General features: G+C 70.0%; 16 protein-coding genes. 4 read left to right on the forward strand and 12 right to left on the reverse strand.

Annotated elements, in window-relative coordinates; translation table 11 throughout:
• Nucleotides 1-142: 142 nt before the first annotated feature.
• The gene (locus ACFYRY_RS28440; RefSeq protein WP_389151529.1) at nt 143-1,462 is read right to left on the reverse strand and encodes a jacalin-like lectin; all 1,320 of its coding nucleotides are present in this window, start codon (nt 1,460-1,462) and stop codon (nt 143-145) included.
• Nucleotides 1,463-1,645: 183 nt separating this feature from the next.
• On the opposite strand from ACFYRY_RS28440, the gene rox reads away from it, so the two are divergent.
• Together rox and ACFYRY_RS28450 are read left to right on the forward strand one after the other, a co-directional pair.
• Nucleotides 1,646-3,079 (forward strand): rifampin monooxygenase, encoded by a 1,434-nt coding sequence (gene rox / locus ACFYRY_RS28445; protein ID WP_389151532.1) that lies wholly within the window; start codon nt 1,646-1,648, stop codon nt 3,077-3,079.
• Nucleotides 3,080-3,205: 126 nt separating this feature from the next.
• Complete coding sequence (locus ACFYRY_RS28450) at nt 3,206-4,492, forward strand: MFS transporter (RefSeq protein WP_389151535.1); 1,287 nt, start codon at nt 3,206-3,208, stop codon at nt 4,490-4,492.
• A gap of 11 nt (nt 4,493-4,503) precedes the next feature.
• Here ACFYRY_RS28450 and ACFYRY_RS28455 read toward each other — a convergent pair whose 3' ends face one another.
• The 9 genes from ACFYRY_RS28455 to ACFYRY_RS28495 all read right to left on the reverse strand — a co-directional run bounded on the left by ACFYRY_RS28455 (nt 4,504) and on the right by ACFYRY_RS28495 (nt 16,098).
• Nucleotides 4,504-5,304 carry an ABC transporter permease gene (locus tag ACFYRY_RS28455; protein WP_389151665.1) on the reverse strand — a complete coding sequence of 267 codons (801 nt, stop codon included), beginning with the start codon at nt 5,302-5,304 and terminating at the stop codon, nt 4,504-4,506.
• Between the two features lie 5 nt (nt 5,305-5,309).
• Nucleotides 5,310-6,113 (reverse strand): ABC transporter permease, encoded by an 804-nt coding sequence (locus ACFYRY_RS28460; protein ID WP_389151538.1) that lies wholly within the window; start codon nt 6,111-6,113, stop codon nt 5,310-5,312.
• A complete protein-coding gene (locus ACFYRY_RS28465; protein WP_389151541.1) occupies nt 6,113-7,108 on the reverse strand; it encodes an ATP-binding cassette domain-containing protein in 996 nt (331 codons plus the stop codon). The genes ACFYRY_RS28460 and ACFYRY_RS28465 overlap by 1 nt, the downstream gene beginning before the upstream one ends.
• 162 nt (nt 7,109-7,270) lie before the next feature.
• On the reverse strand, nt 7,271-10,141 hold the full coding sequence (locus ACFYRY_RS28470) for a glycoside hydrolase family 2 TIM barrel-domain containing protein (RefSeq protein WP_389151544.1): 2,871 nt from the start codon (nt 10,139-10,141) through the stop codon (nt 7,271-7,273).
• 12 nt (nt 10,142-10,153) lie between these two features.
• Nucleotides 10,154-11,050: a carbohydrate ABC transporter permease gene (locus tag ACFYRY_RS28475; protein ID WP_389151547.1), complete on the reverse strand. Its 897-nt coding sequence runs from the start codon at nt 11,048-11,050 to the stop codon at nt 10,154-10,156.
• Complete coding sequence (locus ACFYRY_RS28480) at nt 11,047-12,012, reverse strand: carbohydrate ABC transporter permease (protein WP_389151551.1); 966 nt, start codon at nt 12,010-12,012, stop codon at nt 11,047-11,049. Before ACFYRY_RS28480 ends, ACFYRY_RS28475 begins: the two co-directional genes overlap by 4 nt.
• Before the next feature lie 21 nt (nt 12,013-12,033).
• Nucleotides 12,034-13,299, reverse strand: coding sequence for an ABC transporter substrate-binding protein (locus ACFYRY_RS28485; RefSeq protein ID WP_389151554.1), 1,266 nt, complete (start codon nt 13,297-13,299; stop codon nt 12,034-12,036).
• 193 nt (nt 13,300-13,492) lie between these two features.
• Nucleotides 13,493-14,752, reverse strand: coding sequence for an ROK family transcriptional regulator (locus tag ACFYRY_RS28490; protein ID WP_389151557.1), 1,260 nt, complete (start codon nt 14,750-14,752; stop codon nt 13,493-13,495).
• A gap of 101 nt (nt 14,753-14,853) precedes the next feature.
• The gene (locus ACFYRY_RS28495; RefSeq protein ID WP_389151560.1) at nt 14,854-16,098 is read right to left on the reverse strand and encodes an FAD-binding protein; all 1,245 of its coding nucleotides are present in this window, start codon (nt 16,096-16,098) and stop codon (nt 14,854-14,856) included.
• 224 nt (nt 16,099-16,322) lie between these two features.
• Here ACFYRY_RS28495 and ACFYRY_RS28500 point away from each other — a divergent pair, with 224 nt between their 5' ends.
• Together ACFYRY_RS28500 and ACFYRY_RS28505 are read left to right on the forward strand one after the other, a co-directional pair.
• On the forward strand, nt 16,323-17,642 hold the full coding sequence (locus ACFYRY_RS28500) for a radical SAM protein (RefSeq protein WP_389151563.1): 1,320 nt from the start codon (nt 16,323-16,325) through the stop codon (nt 17,640-17,642).
• Between the two features lie 233 nt (nt 17,643-17,875).
• Entirely contained in the window at nt 17,876-19,357 is a 1,482-nt protein-coding gene (locus ACFYRY_RS28505; RefSeq protein ID WP_389151566.1) for a cellulose binding domain-containing protein, read from the forward strand.
• 108 nt (nt 19,358-19,465) lie between these two features.
• Here the strand turns inward: ACFYRY_RS28505 and ACFYRY_RS28510 are convergent, their stop codons facing one another.
• Both ACFYRY_RS28510 and ACFYRY_RS28515 read right to left on the reverse strand, forming a co-directional pair.
• Nucleotides 19,466-20,482, reverse strand: coding sequence for an aminotransferase class I/II-fold pyridoxal phosphate-dependent enzyme (locus ACFYRY_RS28510; RefSeq protein WP_389151569.1), 1,017 nt, complete (start codon nt 20,480-20,482; stop codon nt 19,466-19,468).
• On the reverse strand, nt 20,479-21,816 hold the full coding sequence (locus tag ACFYRY_RS28515; protein WP_389151572.1) for a radical SAM protein: 1,338 nt from the start codon (nt 21,814-21,816) through the stop codon (nt 20,479-20,481). The genes ACFYRY_RS28510 and ACFYRY_RS28515 overlap by 4 nt, the downstream gene beginning before the upstream one ends.
• Between the last annotated feature and the right edge of the window lie 455 nt (nt 21,817-22,271).

Raw genomic sequence — 22,271 nt, forward strand, 5'->3', positions numbered from 1 at the left:
CACCACGCGCCACGCCCGCCGACGTCGACCCAGGCCGGCAGGCGTCACCCCTCCGGCCCTTCGTCCCGGACGGTAGGGCCCGCTGCGAAGCCGGAGGGGTGACCCGGAGGGGTGGCGCGGAGCCCGGTGCCGGAAAGGGGCCTCAGCCGATGGGCGCGTACACGACCCCCAGCTTGTCGATCTCGTCGCCCGCCCGGCCGGTGAACCCGACGATCTGCCGGCCCGGCGGAGCCGTGAAGGTCTTGGTGTCGGTGGTCGGCGTACCGGAGGTCAGCGAGCGGCCCTTGTCGGTGGTGAAGGCCGCCGAGAAGATCCGGGTCCGGCTGTCCTTCTGGCCCTGGGTCAGCTTCACCGAGGTGAGGTGTTCGCCGGAGGCGAGGGTCAGGGAGGTCGCGGTGCCGCCCGTGCCGCCGTGCGAGAGGACCGTACCGCCGTCGAGGGTGAGGGACAGCGCGTCGAGGCGGGAACTGCCGCGCAGGGTCAGGGTGCGGGGGGAGGGGGCCGCGGGCAGGTCGTCGGAGTCGTTGAACGCCGTGCCGTGCGGTCCGCCGACGAAGTCGCTCGCCGTCAGGGACGAGTTGAGGGTGTAGGAGAAGCCGACCGTGTGCGGGAAGTGGTCCGACAGGTTGCCGCCGGCCGAGTCGAGGAACGACGCCCACTCGTTGGCGTAGCGCGTGGCCGAGAGCGAGAACAGCTTGCTGCCGCGGTAGAGGACCTTGTCCACCACCTCGCAGCCGTTGGTCGGTGCCGTGGTCGGGCACAGCAGAGGGTCCGCGCCCTGCGTCGGCCGGGTGCCGCCCTTCGCCAGCTGCACCCACGCGTCGGTCAGGCCGTTCTCGTCGGCCAGCGTGCGGATGTTGTCACCGGCGCGGGTGTACCGGGTGTTCGTGTCGCCCATGACGATCACCGCGTTGCCCGCGGAGTTGGCCTGGATGAATGAGGACAGCTGCTCCACGTTGGCCCGGCGGGCGGCCAGCGCGTCGTCCGTGTCGTCCGCGTTGGTGTGGACGTTGTAGAGGTCCACGAAGACACCTTCGGCGAGCCGCACCCGCGCCAGCGAAAAGCCCTTCGGGGTCAGGCAGTTGGTGCCGGTGCACTTGTTCCACTTCACCCGCTCGAAGTCCTCGAAGGCGTAGTTCGACAGGGTGTTGATGCCGTCGCCGAACGGCACGCCGCCGCTCGTCGCGGTGCGGTAGGGGTGGTTGTCCCCGGCGTAGAGGGCCGCGTGGTAGTTGAAGTCCTCCTGCACGTTCACGATGTCGTACTTCGCCAGGCGCGGGGAGATCAGTGGGGTGTTCTTCTCCGGGTGGCCGGAGCTCAGGCCCTCGGGGAGGCCCGCGACGTTGTACGTCAGGACGTTGAACGTGCCGCTGGTGGCGGCCGCCGCGGGCGTCGTGCCGGTGGCGGCGAGGCCGGCCACGGCCAGCGCGGCGGCCGCGAGGGTGCCAAGGAGTCGTCTCATGGTGGGGGTGTCTCTCCGATGGGAGGAAGCGGGGACGGAAGATGAACGGTATTCAGGTTCTCCGCCAACAGTGTGACGGGAAAGGGCAGTTGGGGAAACAGTGAGAGAGAATCAGCGGTCGAAGCCGGAATACGCGTCACCGGCTGCCAAGAATCCGACGCCTTCGTCGAGTTGGGGGTCGTGATGATCGACGTGATCATCGCCGGGGGTGGACCGACCGGTCTGATGCTGGCCTGCGAGTTGCGGCTGCACGGTGTGCGGGTGATCGTGCTGGAGAAGCTGAGCGAGCCGACCCGGCAGTCCCGCGGGCAGGGACTGCACGCGCGCAGCGTCGAGATGATGGACCAGCGGGGCCTGCTGGACCGGTTCCTCGCGGTCAGTGGGACGTTCCAGGCCGGCGGTTTCTTCGGCGGCATCAGAAAGCCGTGGCCGGACAGCCTGGACACGGCGCACCCGTACGGCGTCGCCATCCCGCAGCCGGTCACCGAACGGCTGCTGGGTGAGCGCGCCCTCGAACTCGGCACCGAGATCCGGCGTGGCTGCGAAGTGGTCGGACTGAGTCAGGACGACGAGGGCGCCGAGGTGAGCGTCGAGCTCGCGGACGGCACGCGGCTGCGCTCGCGCTACCTCGTCGGGTGCGACGGCGGCCGCAGCGTGGTGCGCAAACTGCTCGGTGTCGGTTTCCCCGGTGAGCCCTCCACGGTGGAGACGCTGCTGGGAGAGATGGAGGTGACCGAGGACCCGGCGACGATCGCCGCCGTCGTCGAGCACGTCCGCAGAACGCACCTGCGGTTCGGTGCCAGCCCCACCGTGGACGGGGTGTGGCGGGTCGGCGTGCCCGCCGACGGTGTGGCCGAGGACCGTGCGGCCGCGCCCACCCTGGAGGAGTTCAGGCAGCGGCTGCGGGCGGTCGCGGGCACCGACTTCGGCGTGCACTCGCAGCGCTGGCTGTCCCGGTTCGGCGACGCGACCCGGCAGGCCGAGCGGTACCGGGTCGGCCGGGTGCTGCTGGCGGGCGACGCGGCGCACATCCACCCGCCGACCGGCGGGCAGGGGCTCAACCTCGGCGTGCAGGACGCGTTCAACCTCGGCTGGAAACTGGCCGCCGCGGTGAACGGCTGGGCGCCGGACGGGCTGTTGGACACCTACCACGCCGAACGGCACCCGGTGGGCGCCCGCGTACTGGACAACACCCGCGCCCAGATCACGCTGCTGGGGACCGATCCGGGTGCGAAGGCGCTGCGCGAGCTGTTCTCGAAGCTGATGGACTTCGAGGAGGTGAACCGGTACGTGACCGGGATGATCACCGCGGTCGACGTCCGCTACGACTTCGGCGAGGGCCCTGAGATGCTCGGTCGCCGCCTGCGGGACGTGGGATTGCAGCGGGGGCGTCTGTACGAGCTGATGCACGACGGCCGCGGACTCCTGCTCGACCAGACCGGCCGGCTCTCGGTGGCGGGCTGGGAGGACCGGGTCGACCACGTCGTCGAGGTGAGCGCGGAACTGGACGTGCCCGCGGTGCTGCTGCGGCCGGACGGCCACGTGGCGTGGGTCGGCGACGACCAGGCGGATCTGCTCGGCCTGCTACCCCGGTGGTTCGGTGCCGCGGCCGACTGAACGCGCAACCGACCGACGCCCGCCTCTGACCACGAACTCACCTGCTCCGTAACGGCGTTGAGGTGCCCGTCGACGGCCCGGTGACGCCTCGTCCGCCATAAGGTTGCCGTGGACACGGGGAGGGGCATGACACACGAGGCACGGCGCGCCGAGGAACCCGGCGGTCGGACACCGCTCGGCACCCGGCCGAACCCGCCCGGCACACCGCGCCCCCTGTGGCGGCAGCGGGACTTCGGGATCTTCTGGGCCGCGCAGACCCTGTCCGTCCTCGGCGACTCCTTCGCCCTGATCGCCCTGCCCCTGCTGGTGCTCCAGGCCACCGGCTCACTCGCCCGGATGGGCCTGCTCACGGCGGTCGGCGGAGCGGCGTCCGTGCTGGCGGCCGTGTTCGCCGGGACCCTGGTGGACCGCGTCGACCGCCGTCGCCTGCTCATCGCCTGCGACCTGGTGCGCATGGTGCTGTACGGGGTGATCCCGCTGGTGTGGCTGTTCGGACCGCGGGTCTGGCTGCTCTACGTGGTCCTGCCGCTGTGCGAGGCCGTCGGCATGCTGTTCGCCGTCGGCTATGTCACCGTCGTCCGCGGCCTGGTCGGCACCGGACAGCTCACGGAGGCCAACGGCCGGCTGAACGCGACCGCCGCGGCGGCCGGCGTCCTCGGGCCGGTGGGCGCGGGAGTGGTGGCCGCCTGGTCCGGCCCGGCCGCCGCCGTGGCAGTGGACGCGGCCAGCTTCGGCGTCTCGGCGGCCTGCCTGCTCCTCGTACGGTTCGCAGCGCGCTCCGGGGACGACGGCACCCCGGCGCGGCGGACGAGCCTGTGGCAGGACCTGCGCGCCGGAATCGCGTTCCTGGCCGGCCATCCGGTGCTGCGCTCCCTCACCGCCCTGCTGTTCGTCTTCAGCTTCCTCACCCTCGGCCTGAACGACCTGGTCATCTACCACCTCAAGCACGACCTCGGTCACGACGACGGCACGGTCGGCACCGTCATGGCCGTCGGCGCCCTCGGCACCATCACCGGCGCCCTGCTGGTCGCCCGGATCCGCCGCAGGCTCGGCTTCGGCCCGACCTGGACCGGCGCGGTCGCGGCCAGCGGGCTCGCCTTCGCCGGCCTGGGCTGGGCCCGGGACGTACCCGCCGTCGCCGCCCTGAGCGCGGCCTTCCTCGCCTGCGTCGGCGTCGCGGGCACCTGCTCCATGTCCCTGCGTCAGGAAGTGACCCCGGAACCGCTCCTGGGCCGCGTCACCTCAGCCTTCTGGACCCTCCAGTACGCCGCGGCCCCGATCGGCGCGGCCGTCCTGACCTGGGCGGCGGACCGGCAGGGCACGGCACCGGTCGGCCTGGTCGCCGGCGGCTGCTGCGTACTGATCGCGGTGGCCGCCCTGTTCACGCCGATCCGGCGGTCGGCCCCGGACTGACGCCGCCGCCATCACCCGTTCACACCCGCGTAGTGCGCCAGGCTCCGCCGCCACAGCAGCCGCGCCCCCAGATACGCCAGCACGCCCAGCAGCGGGGAGGCCGCCGCCAGCCAGTACGGGACGCCGGTGTCGTGGCCGTGGCCGGTGAGGACGGCGGCCGGGAAGTACGCGACGAACGCCAGCGGAAGACCGAACGTCAGGAAACCGCCGACCGCCTTCGGCAGCACGTTCAGCGGATAGCTGCCGAAGGTGCCGAGCAGTTCCTCCAGCCAGCGGCCCCAGTAGTCCGCGGCCGGGAAGCGCAGGGAGGCACAGGCCACCGCCGTGAACAGGGCCGCCTCCAGGAGCATGCCGCCGAGGATCGCGGCGATCAGGTACGAGGTCCGGCCCGCCGTCCAGTCCAGTTCGCTGCGGCTGAGCGCGCCCGCCATCAGACCGGCCGCGACGGTCAGGTCACCGATCGCGTTGGTGGGGAAGTAGGAGAGCTGGACCTGACGGTGCACCGGCATCGGACGCAGGAGGTAGGCGTCGATCATGCCTTCCTGGATCAACCGGCCGGCGCCGTGCATCCGGCCCAGCACCAGGACGAACAATCCGTGCGCGAGCATGCGCGTCGCAGGTATCAGCAGCACCTCCGAGCTGTCCCAGCCGCCCATCCCGGTGAACCGGGACAGCAGCACCGTCGCGAAGACGATCACGGACACCTGCCAGATCGCGCCGATCGCGACCATCAGCAGGAACTCGGAGCGGTACTCCAGTTGCGCACGGAAGTTCAGACGCGTCACACGCCACGCGATGCGGACGGCCTGCATGGGCATCAGCCTCCCTGGGATATGACACGGCGGGCGGCGCGGTGCCACAGGAACCGGGTGAACAGTGCGAGCAGCACGACCCAGGCGGCCTGGATCGCCAGCTGGCCGGCCGCGTCCGACAGCGGGATACGGCCGATGTACAGCGACAGCGGCACACTCAGCGTCGCCTGGAACGGCATGAACGAGCTCAGGGTGACGAACCAGTCGGGGAAGAACCACAACGGCGCGTACACCCCGGACAGCAGGTTCTGCGCGAAGATCAGGATCAGCACCGCGGCGTTGTTGCGCAGCGCCCAGAAACACCACTGGTCCGTGGCGAGCATGATGTAGTACAGCACCCACTGACCGAGCAGCAGGCTCAGCGCGAACACCCCCGCCACCGCCACCGACCCGGGCGGCTCGACGACGCCCACGGCCAGGCAGACCGCGTATCCGCCCAGCGCCCACGCGAACCCGTACAGCTGCTCCCCGAGGGCGCGCAGGGCGTAGTAGCGACGGGGCGGCAGCGGGCGCAGGTACCAGTACACGATGGTTCCGTAGTGCATGTGCTGGATGACGGTGTCCCGGCCCGAGAACTGGTCCAACTCCCGCAGCCGGGAGGCGAGTACGGCCAGCACGGCGTAGGTGACCGCCTGGTCCCGGTCGAGGCCGGCGGTGGTGCCGGTGTGCTCGTACAGGCCGTGCCACAGGGAGGCCACCAGCACCACCTGCACGGTCAGCCGGAGCAGCACGGCGGTCATCCGGGGCGGGGTGTGCAGCTCACCGAGCGGGGTGACCCGGGCGGTGCGCCAGGCGTGGAGTACGGCCATCACACCGCCCCCGCCTGGGCGTAGGCGGTCCGCATCACGTCCTCGAGGTCCGCCTCGTCGATGGCAACGCCGGTCACCTCGTACCGCTCGATGACCGCCTTCAGCGCCTGGTGCACGGACGGCGCGTCGGGCCCGTCCGGACCGAACACGACCTGCGGGCCCTCGTGTCGCAGCACCGCTATCCCGGGCAGCGCCTTGACCTCGGTGTGCGCCTCGGCGAGGGTCGCCCGGACCTGCCAGGTCGAGCCGAACGTGCGGCGGATCTCGTCGAGGCCGCCGTCCAGGACGAGCCGGCCGTGGTTGATCAGGATGACCCGTTCGGCGAGCCGCTCGACCTCGGTCATGTCGTGCGTGGTCAACAGGACGGTACGGCCGCGTTCCTCGACCTGGTGGCGCAGGAACTCCCGTACCTGCTCCTTGACGACCACGTCCATGCCGATGGTGGGTTCGTCGAGGAAGACGACCTGCGGGTCGTGCAGCAGGGCGGCGGCGAGGTCGCTGCGGACGCGCTGGCCGAGGGAGAGGTGACGCACCCGGGTCTCCCAGAACGACGACAGGTCGAGCAGGTCGTCGAACTCCTTGAGACGGGCCGCGTGTTCGGCCTTCGGCACCTCGTAGATGTCCCTGAGGATCGCGAACGACTCACGCACCGGCAGGTCCCACCACAGCTGCGTGCGCTGCCCGAACACCGCCCCGATGTTGCGGGCGTTGCGCTCGCGCTCCCGGTACGGCACCAGGCCCGCCACCCTCGCCTCGCCGGAGCTCGGCGTGAGGATGCCGGTGAGCATCTTGATGGTGGTGGACTTGCCGGCGCCGTTCGGGCCGAGCAGGGCCAGGAGTTCGCCGGGGGCGACGTCGAAGGTGATGTCGGAGACGGCGTGCTTGGCGACCCGCTCCGGGTTGACCAGGGACCGCAGCGTGCCCGTGAGGCCGGGGCGGCGGACGCTGGTGTGGAAGACGCGGGACAGGCCACGGACCTCGATGCTTCCGCTCACGCTGTGGACTCCCTTGCTGCGCATGAGATGCGGCCGGTCGGCTTGGAGGGCCGACCGGCCGCGGGACACAGCAAGACCGTTGCAGAATGTCGATCAATCGGTCAATGGATTTATGGATCTACGAGTTGGACAAAACCCTGTCCGGGCCCTAGGGGTGTCCGCCTAGTCGACCACCGAGAACACGAACGAGAACTCGGCCGGCTCGGCGTGCAGCAGGTACTGCGGCAGCGGGCCGGGCCCGCAGGACTGCGAACCCACCCCGTGCAGAGCGTGGTCGAGGTTCACCCACACCGTGTCCCCGGCCTCGAGGTCGGTGCGGTGCGCGGCCGCGTCCAACTGCTCGGTGGTCCACCGCCGGGCGCTGAACCAGAACTCCGGGTCACCCTCGACCCTGAGGCCGCCGAGCTCCACCCAGCGGACGTCGGCACGGGCCCCGTTCTCCTGCGGACGCACGTACGGCGTCTGCAACTCGTCGACCGAGGACTCCCAGCGGCCCGTCATCGAGGCCGACCTGGTGTCCGGGTAGGCCTCGCCGGGGCCGCCACCGAACCAGCGCACCCGGTCCGTCGAACCCGGCAGCCCGAGGCGGACGCCCAGCCGGGGCAGGGGCAGCGTCCACTCGCCCTCCGGGGTCACGGACACGGTCAGCCGCAGCCGCTCGCCGTCCGAGGTCCAGCGGTAGACGGTGCTCAGACCGACCTCGGCGGCGGCGGGCGCCACCCGGGTCCGTACCGTCAGGGCGTCCTCGCCCGGCTCCACGGACTTCAGCCGGTGCCGCATGCGGTGCAGGCCCAGCTTCCGCCACAGCGCGCTGTAGTGGGTGCCGGTCCGCCACTCCGTGCCGTCGTCGTTGTCGGTGGTCGCCCGCCACACGTCCAGCTCGAGGCCCTCGACCGTGACCCCGCCGATGGTGCGCGGCGCACCGGTCCGGGCGTCGAAGGTGGCCGGACCGAGCGTGATCAGCCGCTCGCCGGGCACCGGCCGGTCGGTGGGCGTGACGGACGGCACCGGGCGGGCGCCCGCCGGGACCTGACCCCAGGCGACCACATGGCCCTTCGCCGCCCACGCGGTGTCGGCCGCCAGCAGCGCCCGCACCGTCCACCCGGACTCCCCGCCGGGGGTCTGGGCGGGCGGCTCCGGCAGCTTCACGTCGGCCGACTCGCCCGGTGCCAGCGCGGGCACGTTCAGCGTCCCGGCCTCGATCGCCTCGCCGTCCACCTGGTACGACCACTCGAAGACCAGCGCGGACAGGTCGGCGAAGTCGTGCCGGTTGGTCACGCGGACGGTGCCGTCGCCGCCGCCGTCGATGCGGACCGGCTCGACGACCTTCTTGAACTCGACCAGGCCGGGGGAGGGCCGCCGGTCCGGGAAGAGCAGTCCGTCGCAGACGAAGTTGCCGTCGTGCAGCTCCTCGCCGAAGTCACCGCCGTAGGCATAGCCCAGCTCGGGATGCTTGATGCCGTGGTCGATCCACTCCCAGATGAAGCCGCCCTGCAGCCGGTCGTACTTCTCGAACAGCCGCTGGTAGTCCAGGAGCCCGCCGGGGCCGTTGCCCATGGCGTGGCCGTACTCGCACTGGATGAAGGGAAGGTCGCGTCGCTTCTTGGTGCCGCCGTCCGTGCGCCGGCCGATCTTCTCGACCTCGTCGTGGAAGGCGTACATCCGCGAGTACACGTCGGTGTCGCGGCAGCTCCAGTCGCCCTCGTAGTGCACGAGCCGCGAGGAGTCCCGGCCGTGGATCCACTCGGCCATCGCGGTCAGGCCGCGGCCGGTGCCGGCCTCGTTGCCCAGGGACCACAGGACGATGGACGGGTGGTTCTTGTCCCGCTCGACCATGCGGGCCGCGCGGTCCAGCAGGGCCGGGGTCCAGCGGTCGTCGTCGACGGGGTTGTCGCGCCAGTCCTGCTCGACGAACCCGTGGGTCTCCAGATCGCACTCGTCGATGACCCACAGGCCGTACTCGTCGCACAGGTCGAGGAAGGCCGGGTGCGGCGGGTAGTGCGAGGTGCGGACGGCGTTGATGTTGTGCCGCTTCATCAGCAGCACGTCCTCGCGCATGGTCTCCAGGTCGAGCGCGCGGCCCCGCTCCGGGTGCCACTCGTGCCGGTTGACGCCCTTGAAGAGCACGGGCGTGCCGTTGACCTTGATCAGACCGTCCTCGAGCACGACGGTCCGGAAACCTATGCGCAGGGGCACCCGCTCGCCCTCGGTCACCAGCTCGCCGTCGTACAGCTTCGGGGTCTCCGCGGTCCACGGCAGCACCCCGACGGTGACCTCCTCACCGGTCGCGACATCGATGTCCAGGGCCGGCACCAGCACCCGGCCGTCGACGTCGGAGTCGACACGCAGGGTGCCCTCGCCGCTGGTGTGGTCGTAGGAGGCGTGCACGAAGTGGTCGAGCACACCGCCCGCCGGGCGGTGCAGCAGCGTCACGTCACGGAAGATGCCCGGCAGCCACCACTGGTCCTGGTCCTCCAGGTACGAGCCCGCCGACCACTGGTGGACACGGACCGCGAGCACGTTCGGGCCCGGCTTGAGGAGATGGCCGACCGCGAACTCGTGCGCCAGCCGCGAGCCCTTGAACTCGCCGATGTCCGTGCCGTTCAGCCAGACCCTGGCGCAGGACTCCACGCCGTCGAAACGGAGCACCACCCCGCCGTCGGCCGGCCAGTCGGACGGCAGCTCGAAGACCCGCAGATGATCACCGGTCGGGTTCTCGGTCGGGACGTGCGGCGGGTCCACCGGGAAGGGATAGAGGACGTTGGTGTAGATCGGCGCCCCGAAGGCACCGTCGCCCTGCAGGACCCAGTGACCGGGGACGGTGACCTCCGCCCAGCCCCCGGCGTCGTACCCTTCCTCGGCGAACGAGTCGTCCTCGGCGTCGGCCGTGGCCGACAGCCGCAGGCGCCAGCTGCCGTTCAGCGACAGCGACGCGGCATCCGAGGACGCGTACCAGGCACGGGGCGGGAGCGCCCCGCTGCCCGGCGAGACGTCCTCGACGTAGTCGACAGCGGGGGTGGTGCGCAAAGACATCGGACTCCTTGCTCAGCCCTTGATGCCGGTCTGTGCGATCCCCTGCACCAGCCAGCGCTGGAGGAAGAGGAAGACGAACACCAGGGGCAGGATGGAAAAGGCTGTGGCCATGAAGATCAGATGGAAGACGACGGTCTGGTTGGTCATGTAGTTGGAGAGAGCGACCTGGACGGTCCACGAACCCGGGTCCTGGCCGATGACCAACGGCCACAGGAAGGAGTTCCAGCCGTTGATGAACGTGATGGTCGCCATCGCCGCGAAGAAGTTCAGCGAGTTGGGAACCACGATGCGCCAGTACGCACCCCAGTAGCCCAGCCCGTCCACCCGCGCCGCCTCCTCCAGCTCCTTGGGGAACCCCAGGAAGTACTGCCGGAACAGGAAGCAGGTGAAACCACTGAACAGCCCCGGAATGATGAGACCCCGGTAGGTGTCCACCCAGCCGAGCGACGACACCAGGACGAAGCTGGGGACGAAGGTGACCGCCGTCGGCACCATCAGGGTACCCAGGACCGCGTAGAAGACCTTGTTGGCGTGTTTGTACGGGATGCGGGCGAGAGCGTAGCCCGCGAGGGAGCACACCAGCAGGACGCCGAGGGTGTGCAGGGTGGCCACGACCGCCGAGTTCCACAGGGACTGGGCGAACGGCACCGTCTCGTCGGTGAACAGTTCGCTGATGTTGCCCCACTGGATGTTCGTGGGGAAGAACTTCCAGTTCTCTCCGGTGATCTCGGCGTCGGTGGAGAGGGCGTTGCGGATCAGCAGGTAGAACGGGATCAGGAAGAAGAAGGTGGCGATCCCGGTGGCGATGTAGAGGCCGGTGGAGCTCATCACGCCGCCACCGCGCTTGTCGCGGCGGGGCTTGTCCGACGGCGGTGCGGGTTCCCGCACCTCGGGCATCGTGGTGGTCACTTGGACTCATCCCCCCTTCCGAAGCCCATGAGCTTGCCCTGGAGCAGGGTCACGGCACAGATCAACACGGTCAGGATGACCGCGCCCGCGCTGCCGGAACCGTAGTCCTGGCTCTCGCCGAGGGCCTTGTAGTACAGCTCGACGAGGGGCGGACGGCCCCAGGTGGTCTTCGACAGGAGGTTGAAGAACTCGTCGAAGGCCTGGTAGGCGGCGATGAGCAGCAGGAGGATCACCGCGGTGGAGGTGGCGCGCAGCTGGGGCAGGGTGATGTACCGGAAGGTCTGCCAGCCCGGCTTGGCGCCGTCGATGGCGGCGGCCTCGTACAGCTCGTCCGGGATGTTCTGCAGCGCCGCGATGAACAGGATCATGTAGAAGCCGGACTGCAGCCACAGCCGCGCGGTGACGATGACCAGCCAGTACCAGGGCGGGTTGGGGTCGGCCAGCCAGGCGATGTTCTCGATCCCGAACCAGCTCAGGACCGTGTTCATCAGGCCGAAGCGGACACCGCTGAAGATGGACATCTTCCAGATCAGCGAGGCGGCCACATAACTGCACGCGGTCGGCAGGAAGAAGACCGACCGGAAGAACGCCCGCATGAAGCGCAGCCGGTTCACCAGCAGGGCCAGGCCCAGCGAGAGTGCCCAGGTGGTGGGCACGATGAACGCGGCGAAGGCGGTGAAGGTGCCGAGCGAGCCGACGAAGTCGTCGTTCGTCAGCATGTACGTGTAGTTCTCGAAGCCGACGAACTTGTCGGGTGTGACGGTGAAGCGGGCCTCGAAGAAGCTGAGCCAGAGGCTCCAGAGGATCGGTGCGTAGACGAAGATCGCCAGACCGATGAGGAACGGCCCGCAGAAGAGCCAGAAGTTGAACGTGGGGCTGCCCCGCAGACCCCGCCGCGGCTTGGCCGATGGGGCCTTCGCCGGGGCGGGGCGCGCGAGGTCGCGCGTCTTGGTCGTCGACATGTCGGTGGTCCGTCCCGCGGTCTATCCGAAGAGCTTCTTGAGCTCGCGGTTGACAGCCGCGTCAGCCTTGTCGAGGGCCTTTTCCGGGTCCATGTCCTTGCGGACGGAGTTGGCGAAGACGTCCTCGAGGGACGTGATCATGGCCTGGGTCCAGCCGATGTTGTCGAAGTGCCCGAACTCGTTGAAGAGCTTGACCCCCTCAGCGGCGTTGCCGGACTTGAGCTTGGTGGCGGTCTGCGCGATCGAGGTGCGCGGGGGGATGTGGAAGCCGAAGGAGGTGGCCCACTCCTCCTGGTACTTCTTCTGGTCGATCCACAGCCACTTGACGTACTCCTTGGCGGCGTCGACGTTCTTGCCCTTGGCGTTGACGAACATCGACCAGCCGCCGTTGTAGACCGACTGCTTGCCGGAGTCGACGGTCTTCGGGAAGGGGAAGACGCCCCAGTCGTCGCCGAGCGCGTCCTGGATCGTCGGCATCGCCCACATGCCGCAGAACTGGATGGCACACAGGCCCTGGGTGAACGAGGACGGGTCCCAGGATTCGGTCGGAGCGCCGAGGAGAAGGTTGCCGCTGGTGAACAGCTTGCGCATCTTCTTGATGCCCTCGATGACGCCGGGGGTGTGGTAGGCGATCTCGTTCTTCTCGTTGAGGGTGTCGGCGCCGGCCGACCAGATCATCGGGCTGATGACGCTGTGGAGGTCGTTGCCCATGTAGAGGCCCTTGACCTTGCCGGTGGTGAGCTTGGCGGCGGCCTCCATCAGCTCGTCGAGCGTGGTCGGCACGTCGACCTTGGCCTTCTCCAGCATCGATTTGCGGTAGAAGAAGAACTGCGGGTCGTCGATCATCCGGACGCCGTATATCTTCCCGTCGACCGTGTGCGACTTGATGTCGGCCGGGTTGAAGTCGCTCTTGACCGGGTCGATGATGCCGGTCAGGTCCGCCACCTGACCACTCTTGATCATCTGTATCTGCGGGTGGAACTCGAAGAGGTCGGGCGCGTTCTTGGTGAGCAGCGTCGCGAAGAGCTTGCTCTCGAAGTCGGCGCTGGTGATCCACTGCGTGGTCACGTTGGCCTTGTCGTAGGCCTTGGCGTACTTCTTGATGGCCTGCTCGGTGCCCGCCTCGCCGTACGCGTGGAAGAACTGCGTCAGATTGACGCCCGACCCGGATCCGCCACCGCGGCCGTTGTTGCCGCCGCACGCGGCCAGCCCGCCCGCGGCGGTCAGGCCCAGGGCGGCCCGCAGAACGGTCCGGCGGTCCCAGCTGCTGTTGCTCAATGCCGACATGGTGACGTCCTTGTCTCGAGTACGGCTGCGGCTCTGTCGTTCAGCGTGAAATGGCTCAAAAAGTGGTGCGGTGGCGGGACGCTAGCCTTCGGCTAAGGCTTCGGCAAGGGGTTGGACGAAGCCTGTTCGAAGCGTTGCGTAATGTTCGGAATGCCGAACGTCACGGGGTGGCGAGCCGCCGTGAGGCGTCAGGTCAAGCGGGCCGTGCGGTGCGGCCCCTCGCGGCCGGGGCGCGTTTCGCGGAACGCTGGCCCACCGACTGGAGAGCCCCTTCGAGCGCGAAGGTCGCGGCGCCCAGGCATGCCGGGTCGGAGGGGATGGGGGACAGGACGATCTCGGTGGCGGCCATCGGCCGCGGCAGCGCGTGCCGGGCCACCGCCGCGCGCACCTCGGCGACCAGGGGTTCGCCGAGAGTGGCCGCGACCCAGCTGCTGAGCACGACCACCTCCGGGTTGAACACGTTCACCAGGTCGGCGATGCCGGCGCCGAGGTAACGGGCGGTGTCGCGGACCACCTCGATCGCCACCGGGTCGCGCTCGACCATCCCCCGGGCCAGCGCGTCAATGGTGGCCGTCTGGTCCTCCGGGTGCAGCAGCGCGCTGTCCGGGGCGCGCTCCCGCAGGTTCAGCATGATGCCGGGCGCGCCGACGTACGTCTCCACGCAGCCGTGGTTGCCGCACCGGCACGGTCGTCCGTCCAGGACGATCGTGGTGTGGCCCCACTCGCCGGCGCTGTTGCTCACGCCCCGGTGCAGCCCGCCGCCCAGCACCAGTCCGGCGCCGACCCCGGTCCCGAGGTTCACCACCACGGCGTTCCCGTGTCCGCGCGCCGCCCCGAACCACAGCTCGGCCACCGCGCAGGCACGCAGCGGGTTGTCCAGGTAGAGGGGGTAGGCGATGTACTCGGTGAGCAGGTCGAGCAGGGGTACGTCGTGCCAGTCCCAGTTGGGCGCGTACTCCGAGATGCCGGTGGCCCGGTCCACCTGTCCCGGCACGCTCACCCCGACGCCGAGCACCCGGGCGCCCTCGATCCCGGCCTGTGCGACCACCGAGCCGACGGCGGCGACCACGTGGCCGACCACCTGCTCGGGGCGGCTCTCGCCGGGGCGTACGTCCTCGTCGGCGCGGGCCAGGACGTTCAGCCCGAGGTCGAACAGCTCGACATGGACGTACGTCTCCGCGATGTCGACACCGATCAGCGCGCCGCCCGAGGCGTTGACGGCGACGAGGCCGCGGGGCCGGCCGCCCGCCGAGTCCTCGAACCCGACCTCGGTGATCATCCGGAGGTCCAGCAGCTCGCCGACGAGGGTGGCCACCGTGGCGAGACTCAGGCCGGTGGCGGCGGCCAGCTCCTGCCGGGAGGTGGGCGACGCGGCGATGATCTGGCGCAGCACCTCGTAGCGGTTCGCGGTGCGGATGTCACGTGATGTGCGCTTCACCGGTGTCGCCCCCATCCCTTCCAGACCAGGCCGGGACGGCATCTGCACCGGCGCGGCGCAAGGCTATGGGCTGCCGGGACTTTTCGACAAGGGGTTAGGAAAGGGGCTTTATAAAGTCACCCGGCGAGAATGTCCCGGACGAAGGCGTTGGCGAATTTACCCTCCGGGTCGAGCGCCCCCGCCAGTTCCCGGAAGTCGCCCAGTCGCGGATACCGCGAGCGCAGCACATGAGCCGGGACGGTGAAGACCTTCCCCCAGTGCGGCCGCGCGTCGAACGCGTCCAGCGCCTCCTCCAGCCGCCGCACCACCGGCAGCACCGCGGCGGTGTCCTCGACCCAGGTGAAGTGCAGCGCCACGGTGTCCCGTCCGTACGCGGGGCTCAGCCACTGTGCGTCGGCGGCAACGGTCCGCACCTCGCAGGTCTGCAGCACCGGGGCGACCACGTCCCGGACACCGTCCACCGCGTCCAGCGCGCCGACGGCGTGGCGGCGCGGCAGCAGGTACTCCGACTGCAACTCGGCACCGCTGCTCGGCGTGAACTCGGCCCGGAAGTGCGGCAGCCGCTCGTGCCACGGCCCGGCCACCCCGAACTGCTCGGTGCAGTTGACGGCCGGCATCCCCGGCACCGGATGCAGCTTCTCGACGGCCGGCGCCGCCCACGGGAAGTCGGGCGCCGGCTGGTCCGTGCGCCGCTTGAGCCACACCTGCCTAAAACCCGGCGCCCGCCAGTCGGTGAACAGGCTCACGCTGTACGCCGCGGCCGCCACCGTCTCGAAGTCCAGCCCCGCGAGGGGCAGTTCGGTGAACACGTACTGCTCGACCTCGAAGGCGGGTTCCAGGTCGAGGGTGAGCGCCGTGACGACACCGAGGGCGCCCAGGGACGTGACGGCACCGGCGAAGCGCTCGTCCTGCCGCCCGATGACCGCGGTGGACCCGTCCGCCGTGACGATCTCCACCTCACGCACGGCCGCGGCGAGCGAACCGTTGCCGACGCCCGAGCCGTGGGTACCGGTCGCCACCGAACCGGCCACCGAGATGTGCGGCAGGGACGCCATGTTCGGCAGCGCGAACCCGGCCCCGTCCACCCGCCGAGCCAGTTCCGCGTACCGGACGCCGCCGCCGACGCGTACCGTGCGGGCCGCCGAGTCGACGTCGACCTCGGCCGGCAGCGCGGCCAGCGACAGCAGGACCCCGTCGGCGCCCGGCTCGGCGATCGCGTTGAAGGAGTGCCCACTGCCCAGCACCCGCACCTTCGCGCTGTCGGCCACCAGGGCGGCCAGCGCGGTGAGCGAGTGCGGCCGGTGCAGTTCCTTGGCCGTGTAGGTGATGTTGCCGGCCCAGTTGGTCACCGTCTCGGTCATCCCGCGGCCCCTCCCTGTCGAGAATCCGGCCTGACGAGAAGCAGGCCACGCACAGGTGGAAGGTACCTCGGGCGCAGGGCCGGCGCCCTCCCGGGTGGCCCCCCGCCACGTTCGGGGGCGTTCTCGCGGGGGCGATGTCCGGCGCGAGGGGCCCCGGCACCGGCGATGCCCCAGCGAGGGCATACCGTGAGGAGTCGTACGTCCGATCCGGGAGGAGACACAGGATGGGCAGCCGCACCGCGCTGGTCGAGGATCTGATGGAGAGGTTCCCGCACGTACCACGGGAAGCCGTCTTCAAGGAGGATCTGCTCCGCGGCGGAGTGGCCTTCGATGCCTCGGCCCTCAGTGACAACGAGGGCGGCGAGGTCAAACCGAAGTCGTACTTCATCTTCTCCTTCGACCACGGCACCCTGCCCGAGCTCGGCGAGGCAGCGCTGCGCCGGCCCCCGGAGGAGATCATCCTGACCGGCGGGCCGTACGACCTTCGGCGGACCGTCGTCTCGGTGCGCGTGAACCCGGCATCGCCCTACCGGGTCGCGGCCGACGAGGACGGCGTGCTCGGGCTCTACCTGGACGGGAAGCGCATCTCCGACGTCGGGGTGCCGCCGATGCCGGAGTACTACCGGCACACCCTCGCGAACGGGAAGTCGGTGATGGAGGTCGCCCCGACCATCCAGTGGGGCTACCTGATCTACCTCACCGTCTTCCGGGTCTGCCAGTACTTCGGCGCCAAGGAGGAGTGCCAGTACTGCGACATTAACCACAACTGGCGCCAGCACAAGGCGGCGGGGCGGCCGTACACCGGTGTGAAGGACGTCGAGGAGGTCCTCGAAGCACTGGAGATCATCGACCGGTACGACACCGCGAAGGCGTCCACCGCCTACACGCTCACCGGCGGCGCGATCACCAAGACGGTCGCCGGGCGTGACGAGGCCGACTTCTACGGCCACTACGCCAAGGCCATCGAGGAGCGCTTCCCCGGACGCTGGATCGGCAAGGTCGTCGCGCAGGCGCTGCCCAAGGACGACGTGCAGCGGTTCAAGGACTACGGCGTGCAGATCTACCACCCCAACTTCGAGGTGTGGGACCGCCGGCTGTTCGAGCTGTACTGCCCGGGCAAGGAGCGCTACGTCGGCCGCGACGAGTGGCACAAGCGCATCCTCGACTCCGCCGACGTCTTCGGCGCCCGCAATGTGATCCCCAACTTCGTGGCCGGCGTGGAGATGGCCGAGCCCTCCGGCTTCACCAGCGTGGACGAGGCCATCGCGTCCACCACCGAGGGCCTGCGCTTCTTCATGTCGCACGGCATCACGCCCCGTTTCACCACCTGGTGCCCCGAGCCGACGACCCCGCTGGGCAAGGCCAACCCGCAGGGCGCGCCGCTGGAGTACCACATCCGGCTGTTGGAGGCCTACCGCGCCACCATGGACGACTTCGGCCTGGCCTCGCCCCCCGGCTACGGCCCGCCCGGGCCCGGCCGCGCGGTCTTCTCCGTGAGCTCCTTCATGGACAGCCTCTCGGCGGACGAGCCGGTCGAGGTGTAGGGAAGTCGAAGAGCGGTAGTTCACTTGCCGGGGCCGCGGAATCCGTCGGCCCCGGCATTGATACTTCTCGTCCTGCCGTGCGTATATCTCGAGGGAGCGCTGGTCCGCGGGAATTTGAATAGCCAGCTTGTCAGTTGTGTAGCAGACGTGAAAAGCTCTTCTCCTGCCGTGAGGCTCCCCCAACTCCTTTGCCGGTAAGGCGAGTTGACCTCGCTTGTGAACGCAGGAGACCCATGTCCGACCTGCCGACTCCCCAGGACGCCGCCGAGGCCGCGCTGTTCTCAGAGTGCTGGGATGCCGTGCTCTCCTACGCCGACCTGTGTACGTCCGGCTCCACCGCGGCCACCCAGCTGGCCACCGAGGCCTTCTCCCTGGGCATGCGCGAGGCACGCGAGGCGCAGTCCGCTCCCGCCCGCGGCACCGGCCGCCGCCCGGCCCGCCTGCCCAGGATCCCGCTGCTGCTGACCGCCGTACGCAACACGGCGGCCGCTTGGGAGATCCAGGGACAGGGCCACATGCTGGACCCCGAACTGCGGCTGTGGCTCAACTCCGAGAAGGCCGCGCGCTACACCGGCCCCCCGCTGAGCCGCCCGCTCGCCCTGCGCGGCCTGCGTGACCTCCAGGAACCGGACGCCGCCCTGTTGTGGCTGGCCGAGGTGGAGGCGTTGCCGCTGCCCGTGGTGGCCCGTCGGCTCGGCCTGGACCCGGCTCTCGCCGACGAGGAACTCGCCCAGGTACGAGGCCTGTTCCGGGACCGCTGCCACCGCGCCCACCTCGACACCCCGATGGACCCGCAGTGCCGCAGCTACGCCCGGCTGCTCGACGCGGTGACCCGGTCGCCCGCCGCCGACACCCCGAAGGACCTCTCCCGGCACCTCGCCCGGTGCGTGGACTGCGCGGAGGCCGCCGCCTGTCTGCGGCTGCACGGCGGCGGACTGCCCGGAGCGCTGGCCGGCGGGGTGATCGGCTGGGGCGGCCTCGCCTACCTCGAACGTCGCCGACGGGCCGCCGAGGTGCGGCTCGGCGCCGGTCGCCCGGGCCCCGCCGACAGTGACGGCGCGCCGCCGAACCCCGGCGCCCACAAGGCCCGCGTCGCGCGCAACGGCCTCCTCGTCGCGGCCGTCCTGGTGTCCCTGCTGGCACTCGCCGTGTCGATGATGCCGGGCGGCACCGACAACGGCGCCGCACCCTCCGGCGACACCGACCGTCAGCCGGTGGCCGACCCCGGCCCGTCCGTCCCGTCCACCGAGGCGCGCTCCACCAGCTCACCGAGGTCGTCGGCCCCCGCGACGACGCCCACACCCAAGAAGTCCCAGGCGAAGAACCCCGGCGCCACGGCCCAGGGCACGGCCTCGTCCGCCGCCCCCACCGGCGACCCCGAACCCGGCCCGAGCGAAGCCGTGGCCTGTGACGTCCGGTACGACCTGGTCAACCAGTGGCCCGACGGCTTCCAGGCCACCATCACCGTCACCTCCGAACAGGCCCTCGACTCCTGGCAGGTGGGCTGGTCCTTCCACGACGGCCAGAAGGTCGGCCAGATGTGGGACGCGAGCTTCTCCCAGAACGACTCCCGGGTCACCGCCACCGCCGCCGACTACAACAAGTCGGTCCCCGCCAACGGCTCCCTCTCCTTCGGCTTCCTCGCCTCCTGGCAGGGCAAGAACTCCCCGGGGTACGACTTCACCCTGAACGGGCACGGCTGCACGAAGAAGTAGCGCCCGGGGAGTGGTGGAGTCGGTCCTTCGCGGCCGACGAAAACGCCGAACCAGGGTCCCGACTGGTCGTAGCCGCATCGTCGTGTACGGCCAGGTCCTCCAGCGGCTTCATCGTGCCACCGCCGGCGTCGGGCCGAAAGCGTCGGCAAGGCTGGTCAGGATGGAGCCGGGCCAGTTGCTCTCCCCGAACACACTGACCGGCATGGCGAGCACGCCGCACTCGCGCCGGAGCGTCTCCGCCGGGGCTTCGACCGGGAAGAAGTAGTTGCCGGGACAAGTCCGGCTCGCCGTGGGAATCGCCCCGAGCACTTCGTCCGGCAACCGTGCGAACAGCCGCTCAGCCCGTGCGGCCAGTTCGTCGACGACCTGCCGGGGCACGTCGCTGTGTTCGGTCAGCAGACGGTCGGCGAGCCTCAGCTGTGTCGACGTCGGCGGATCCGCCCGGAACGCTTCGGTCAATTCGGCCTGCGCCGGACCCAGCAGGACCACGCCGAACGTGCGTGGCCACAGCCATCCCTTTGTGGCCGAATGCAGCAGGACCGCACAACCGGTGTCCAGCAATCGCCGTGTGCCGGCAGCGAACGGGGTTCCCAGATCGTAGACGCTGTCGATCAGCAGGCGGCGGCGTGGTGATTCCCGCAACCACGACATCACCGCGGCGCACTCGGCATCGGACAGGTACCGGCCGAGCGGCTTGCTGGGGTTGGCGAGCAGCAGGTATTCGGGCCGGTGGTCCGCCGGTGACCCCGGCAGGGCCGGCGCCGGCAACGTCGGATAGGACGCGGGCGCCAGTCCCGCGGCGCGGGCCAGCTCGAAGTAGACCGGGTACACGTCGCTGGGCAGCCACAACCGCGCTTCCACGGCGCGCAGCCGGTGGAACACCATACCGAGCCCGTGCCGGACCCCTCGACAGACCATGGCGTGGCCGGACCACTCTTCCGGCAGCTCGAAGCGCCGCAGCCAGGCACGGGCGAGATCGCACCGGTGCACCGTACTCATGTCGGTCGGCGGTTCCGGTCGGATCGGAGCAAGCGCCCGGTACACGTTGGTCTCGGCGGCGTCCAGAAGCGACGAGGAAGCACTGAGTTGCCGCTGCCGGAATTCCTGGAACTCGTCGAACCTCATGCCGTCGCGCCTTCCGGCACGATCTCGCTGGCCCGGTCTTCCAGGGAGGCGTAGCAGCGTCCGTCGGCCATGACGTTCCAGCTGCGTGCGATCCCGCTGGTGCGTTCCCAGAGCAGGCTGGGCTCGGTGTAGGCGGCGATCCGCATCGGCCGTCCGTCCCAGCTGCCGTGGTAGACCGGCGCGCCCCAGGGCAGGCGGCTCGCCAGTTCGAAGCCGTGCTGCCCGGCGAATCGGGTGACCATGGACAGCGAGACCTGGTGCTCTCGGCTCCAGACGTTGGCGGCGCGGTCGAAGTAGAGCGACTCAGTGCTGGTGGATACGTAGAGCTCTTTGAAGCAGACTTCCTCGACACCGAGAGCCGCGGCCCACGAAAGGTAGTCGGCGACGCCTGCCGCGTCGGCGACACCGCCGTGCTGGAGCACGCAGATCAGCCTCATCCGCAGGCCCGGCCAGCGGTCACGTGCCACGCGCCAGGTGTCGATCACAGAGCTCACCGGCGTGCGCAGCATCATCAGCCGCTCGCTGACGGCGTCGTCCTGATGGTGCCGGGAGACCGCCAGCACGCTCAGGCCCGCGGCGCTCAGGGCTGCGAGGCGGCCGGCCCGGTCAGCGTGCCGGCCTTTCGCCAAGGTGTGCGCGTTGGTGATCAGGACGACCTTCGGGAAGGCCGCCGAGCAAGCGGACACCAGTCGCAGCTGCTGTTCGAACGGTATGAGCGTGGGCTCCCCGCCGCCGGTGATCACCGCACGCTCGGCACCCGCCGCGCGGGCGCGCTCCAGCCAGTGGGCGACCGCGTCCCACGGGACCCGTGCCGGCGCTTGGTCGCTGGAGATCGAAGCCGAGGAGAAGCAGAACGAACACCGGGCTTGGCAGGCGGAGGCGACCGGCAGAAGCGAAACCGAGCGCGGTCGCGTGTCGGCGTAGCGACGCTGTGCCGATTCGTGCAGATGCAGGGAGGCCGCCATCGCATCCTCGACGGTTGTCGGGCGCAGAGTGAACTCGTCGCCTGCTTTGTCGAGTTCGTGGACTGCTGACAACCGGATGCGAGCCTCGTGGAGTTCCATGCCGAGGCCGGTCGACACGTTGGGCACCAACGTGTCGGGGTCCACCATGGTTTCCAGCACCAGCAGCCGGTCGCCCGGAATGGCCAGACGGTCGAGCAGGCGTCCCGCCTTGCCGATGCCGATGCGCAACTCCGCACGGGTCAGCAGGTGGAACCGGTCGGGATAGGTGCTCTCCGGAATCCCCGCCTTGCCATAAGCGAACGCGTACTTGTCGAAGCCTTTCGCGAAGTTTGACAGCACGATGACGTGGAAGCGCTGACCGCTATTCATCCCGTCATCATGCATGAACGGGCCCCGGACGACATGGGCCCAACTGCAGGCGGAACGCCACGCTCAGCGATCCGCACCGTCCGACAGAACGAGGAGTTCGGGACGTCCGCCCGCTACAACGGGCCCGCACGGAGGACGGCGCCGTAGGCAGTCTGCGGACGGACAGCCTGCCGCGAAGCCACCTGCTCTGCGATGCTGCCTGGCGGGCCGCGGCCGCAACGCATGCACACGACCGACAACCTGTGACACCGCCAGAAAATCGGTGGCGCTCGAATGCGCGCGCCTCTAATGTGAGGTCCACTTCACGCCGTGGCTGTCCGCCGCTGGCGTCGACTGAGTGAGGAACGGGAGGTGTGACCGATGGCTGTCTCTGTGATGGGCGCTGCCCGCAACCAGAAGTTCATCCACTCCACCTCCGTGGCTTCCGGCTGACCGTTCCTCACCTCCGCGCGTCT

It is taken from the genome of Streptomyces sp. NPDC005263 (assembly GCF_042872365.1).
Classification (GTDB): Bacteria; Actinomycetota; Actinomycetes; order Streptomycetales; family Streptomycetaceae; genus Streptomyces.

Bases quoted from the DNA above. Each gene is read 5' to 3' on its own strand.
- ACFYRY_RS28440 (WP_389151529.1), bottom strand. From the start codon at position 1,462: ATGAGACGACTCCTTGGCACCCTCGCGGCCGCCGCGCTGGCCGTGGCC.
- rox (WP_389151532.1), top strand. From the start codon at position 1,646: ATGATCGACGTGATCATCGCCGGGGGTGGACCGACCGGTCTGATGCTG.
- ACFYRY_RS28450 (WP_389151535.1), top strand. From the start codon at position 3,206: ATGACACACGAGGCACGGCGCGCCGAGGAACCCGGCGGTCGGACACCG.
- ACFYRY_RS28455 (WP_389151665.1), bottom strand. From the start codon at position 5,304: ATGCAGGCCGTCCGCATCGCGTGGCGTGTGACGCGTCTGAACTTCCGT.
- ACFYRY_RS28460 (WP_389151538.1), bottom strand. From the start codon at position 6,113: ATGGCCGTACTCCACGCCTGGCGCACCGCCCGGGTCACCCCGCTCGGT.
- ACFYRY_RS28470 (WP_389151544.1), bottom strand. From the start codon at position 10,141: ATGTCTTTGCGCACCACCCCCGCTGTCGACTACGTCGAGGACGTCTCG.
- ACFYRY_RS28480 (WP_389151551.1), bottom strand. From the start codon at position 12,012: ATGTCGACGACCAAGACGCGCGACCTCGCGCGCCCCGCCCCGGCGAAG.
- ACFYRY_RS28485 (WP_389151554.1), bottom strand. From the start codon at position 13,299: ATGTCGGCATTGAGCAACAGCAGCTGGGACCGCCGGACCGTTCTGCGG.
- ACFYRY_RS28490 (WP_389151557.1), bottom strand. From the start codon at position 14,752: ATGGGGGCGACACCGGTGAAGCGCACATCACGTGACATCCGCACCGCG.
- ACFYRY_RS28495 (WP_389151560.1), bottom strand. From the start codon at position 16,098: ATGACCGAGACGGTGACCAACTGGGCCGGCAACATCACCTACACGGCC.
- ACFYRY_RS28500 (WP_389151563.1), top strand. From the start codon at position 16,323: ATGGGCAGCCGCACCGCGCTGGTCGAGGATCTGATGGAGAGGTTCCCG.
- ACFYRY_RS28505 (WP_389151566.1), top strand. From the start codon at position 17,876: ATGTCCGACCTGCCGACTCCCCAGGACGCCGCCGAGGCCGCGCTGTTC.
- ACFYRY_RS28510 (WP_389151569.1), bottom strand. From the start codon at position 20,482: ATGAGGTTCGACGAGTTCCAGGAATTCCGGCAGCGGCAACTCAGTGCT.
- ACFYRY_RS28515 (WP_389151572.1), bottom strand. From the start codon at position 21,816: ATGAATAGCGGTCAGCGCTTCCACGTCATCGTGCTGTCAAACTTCGCG.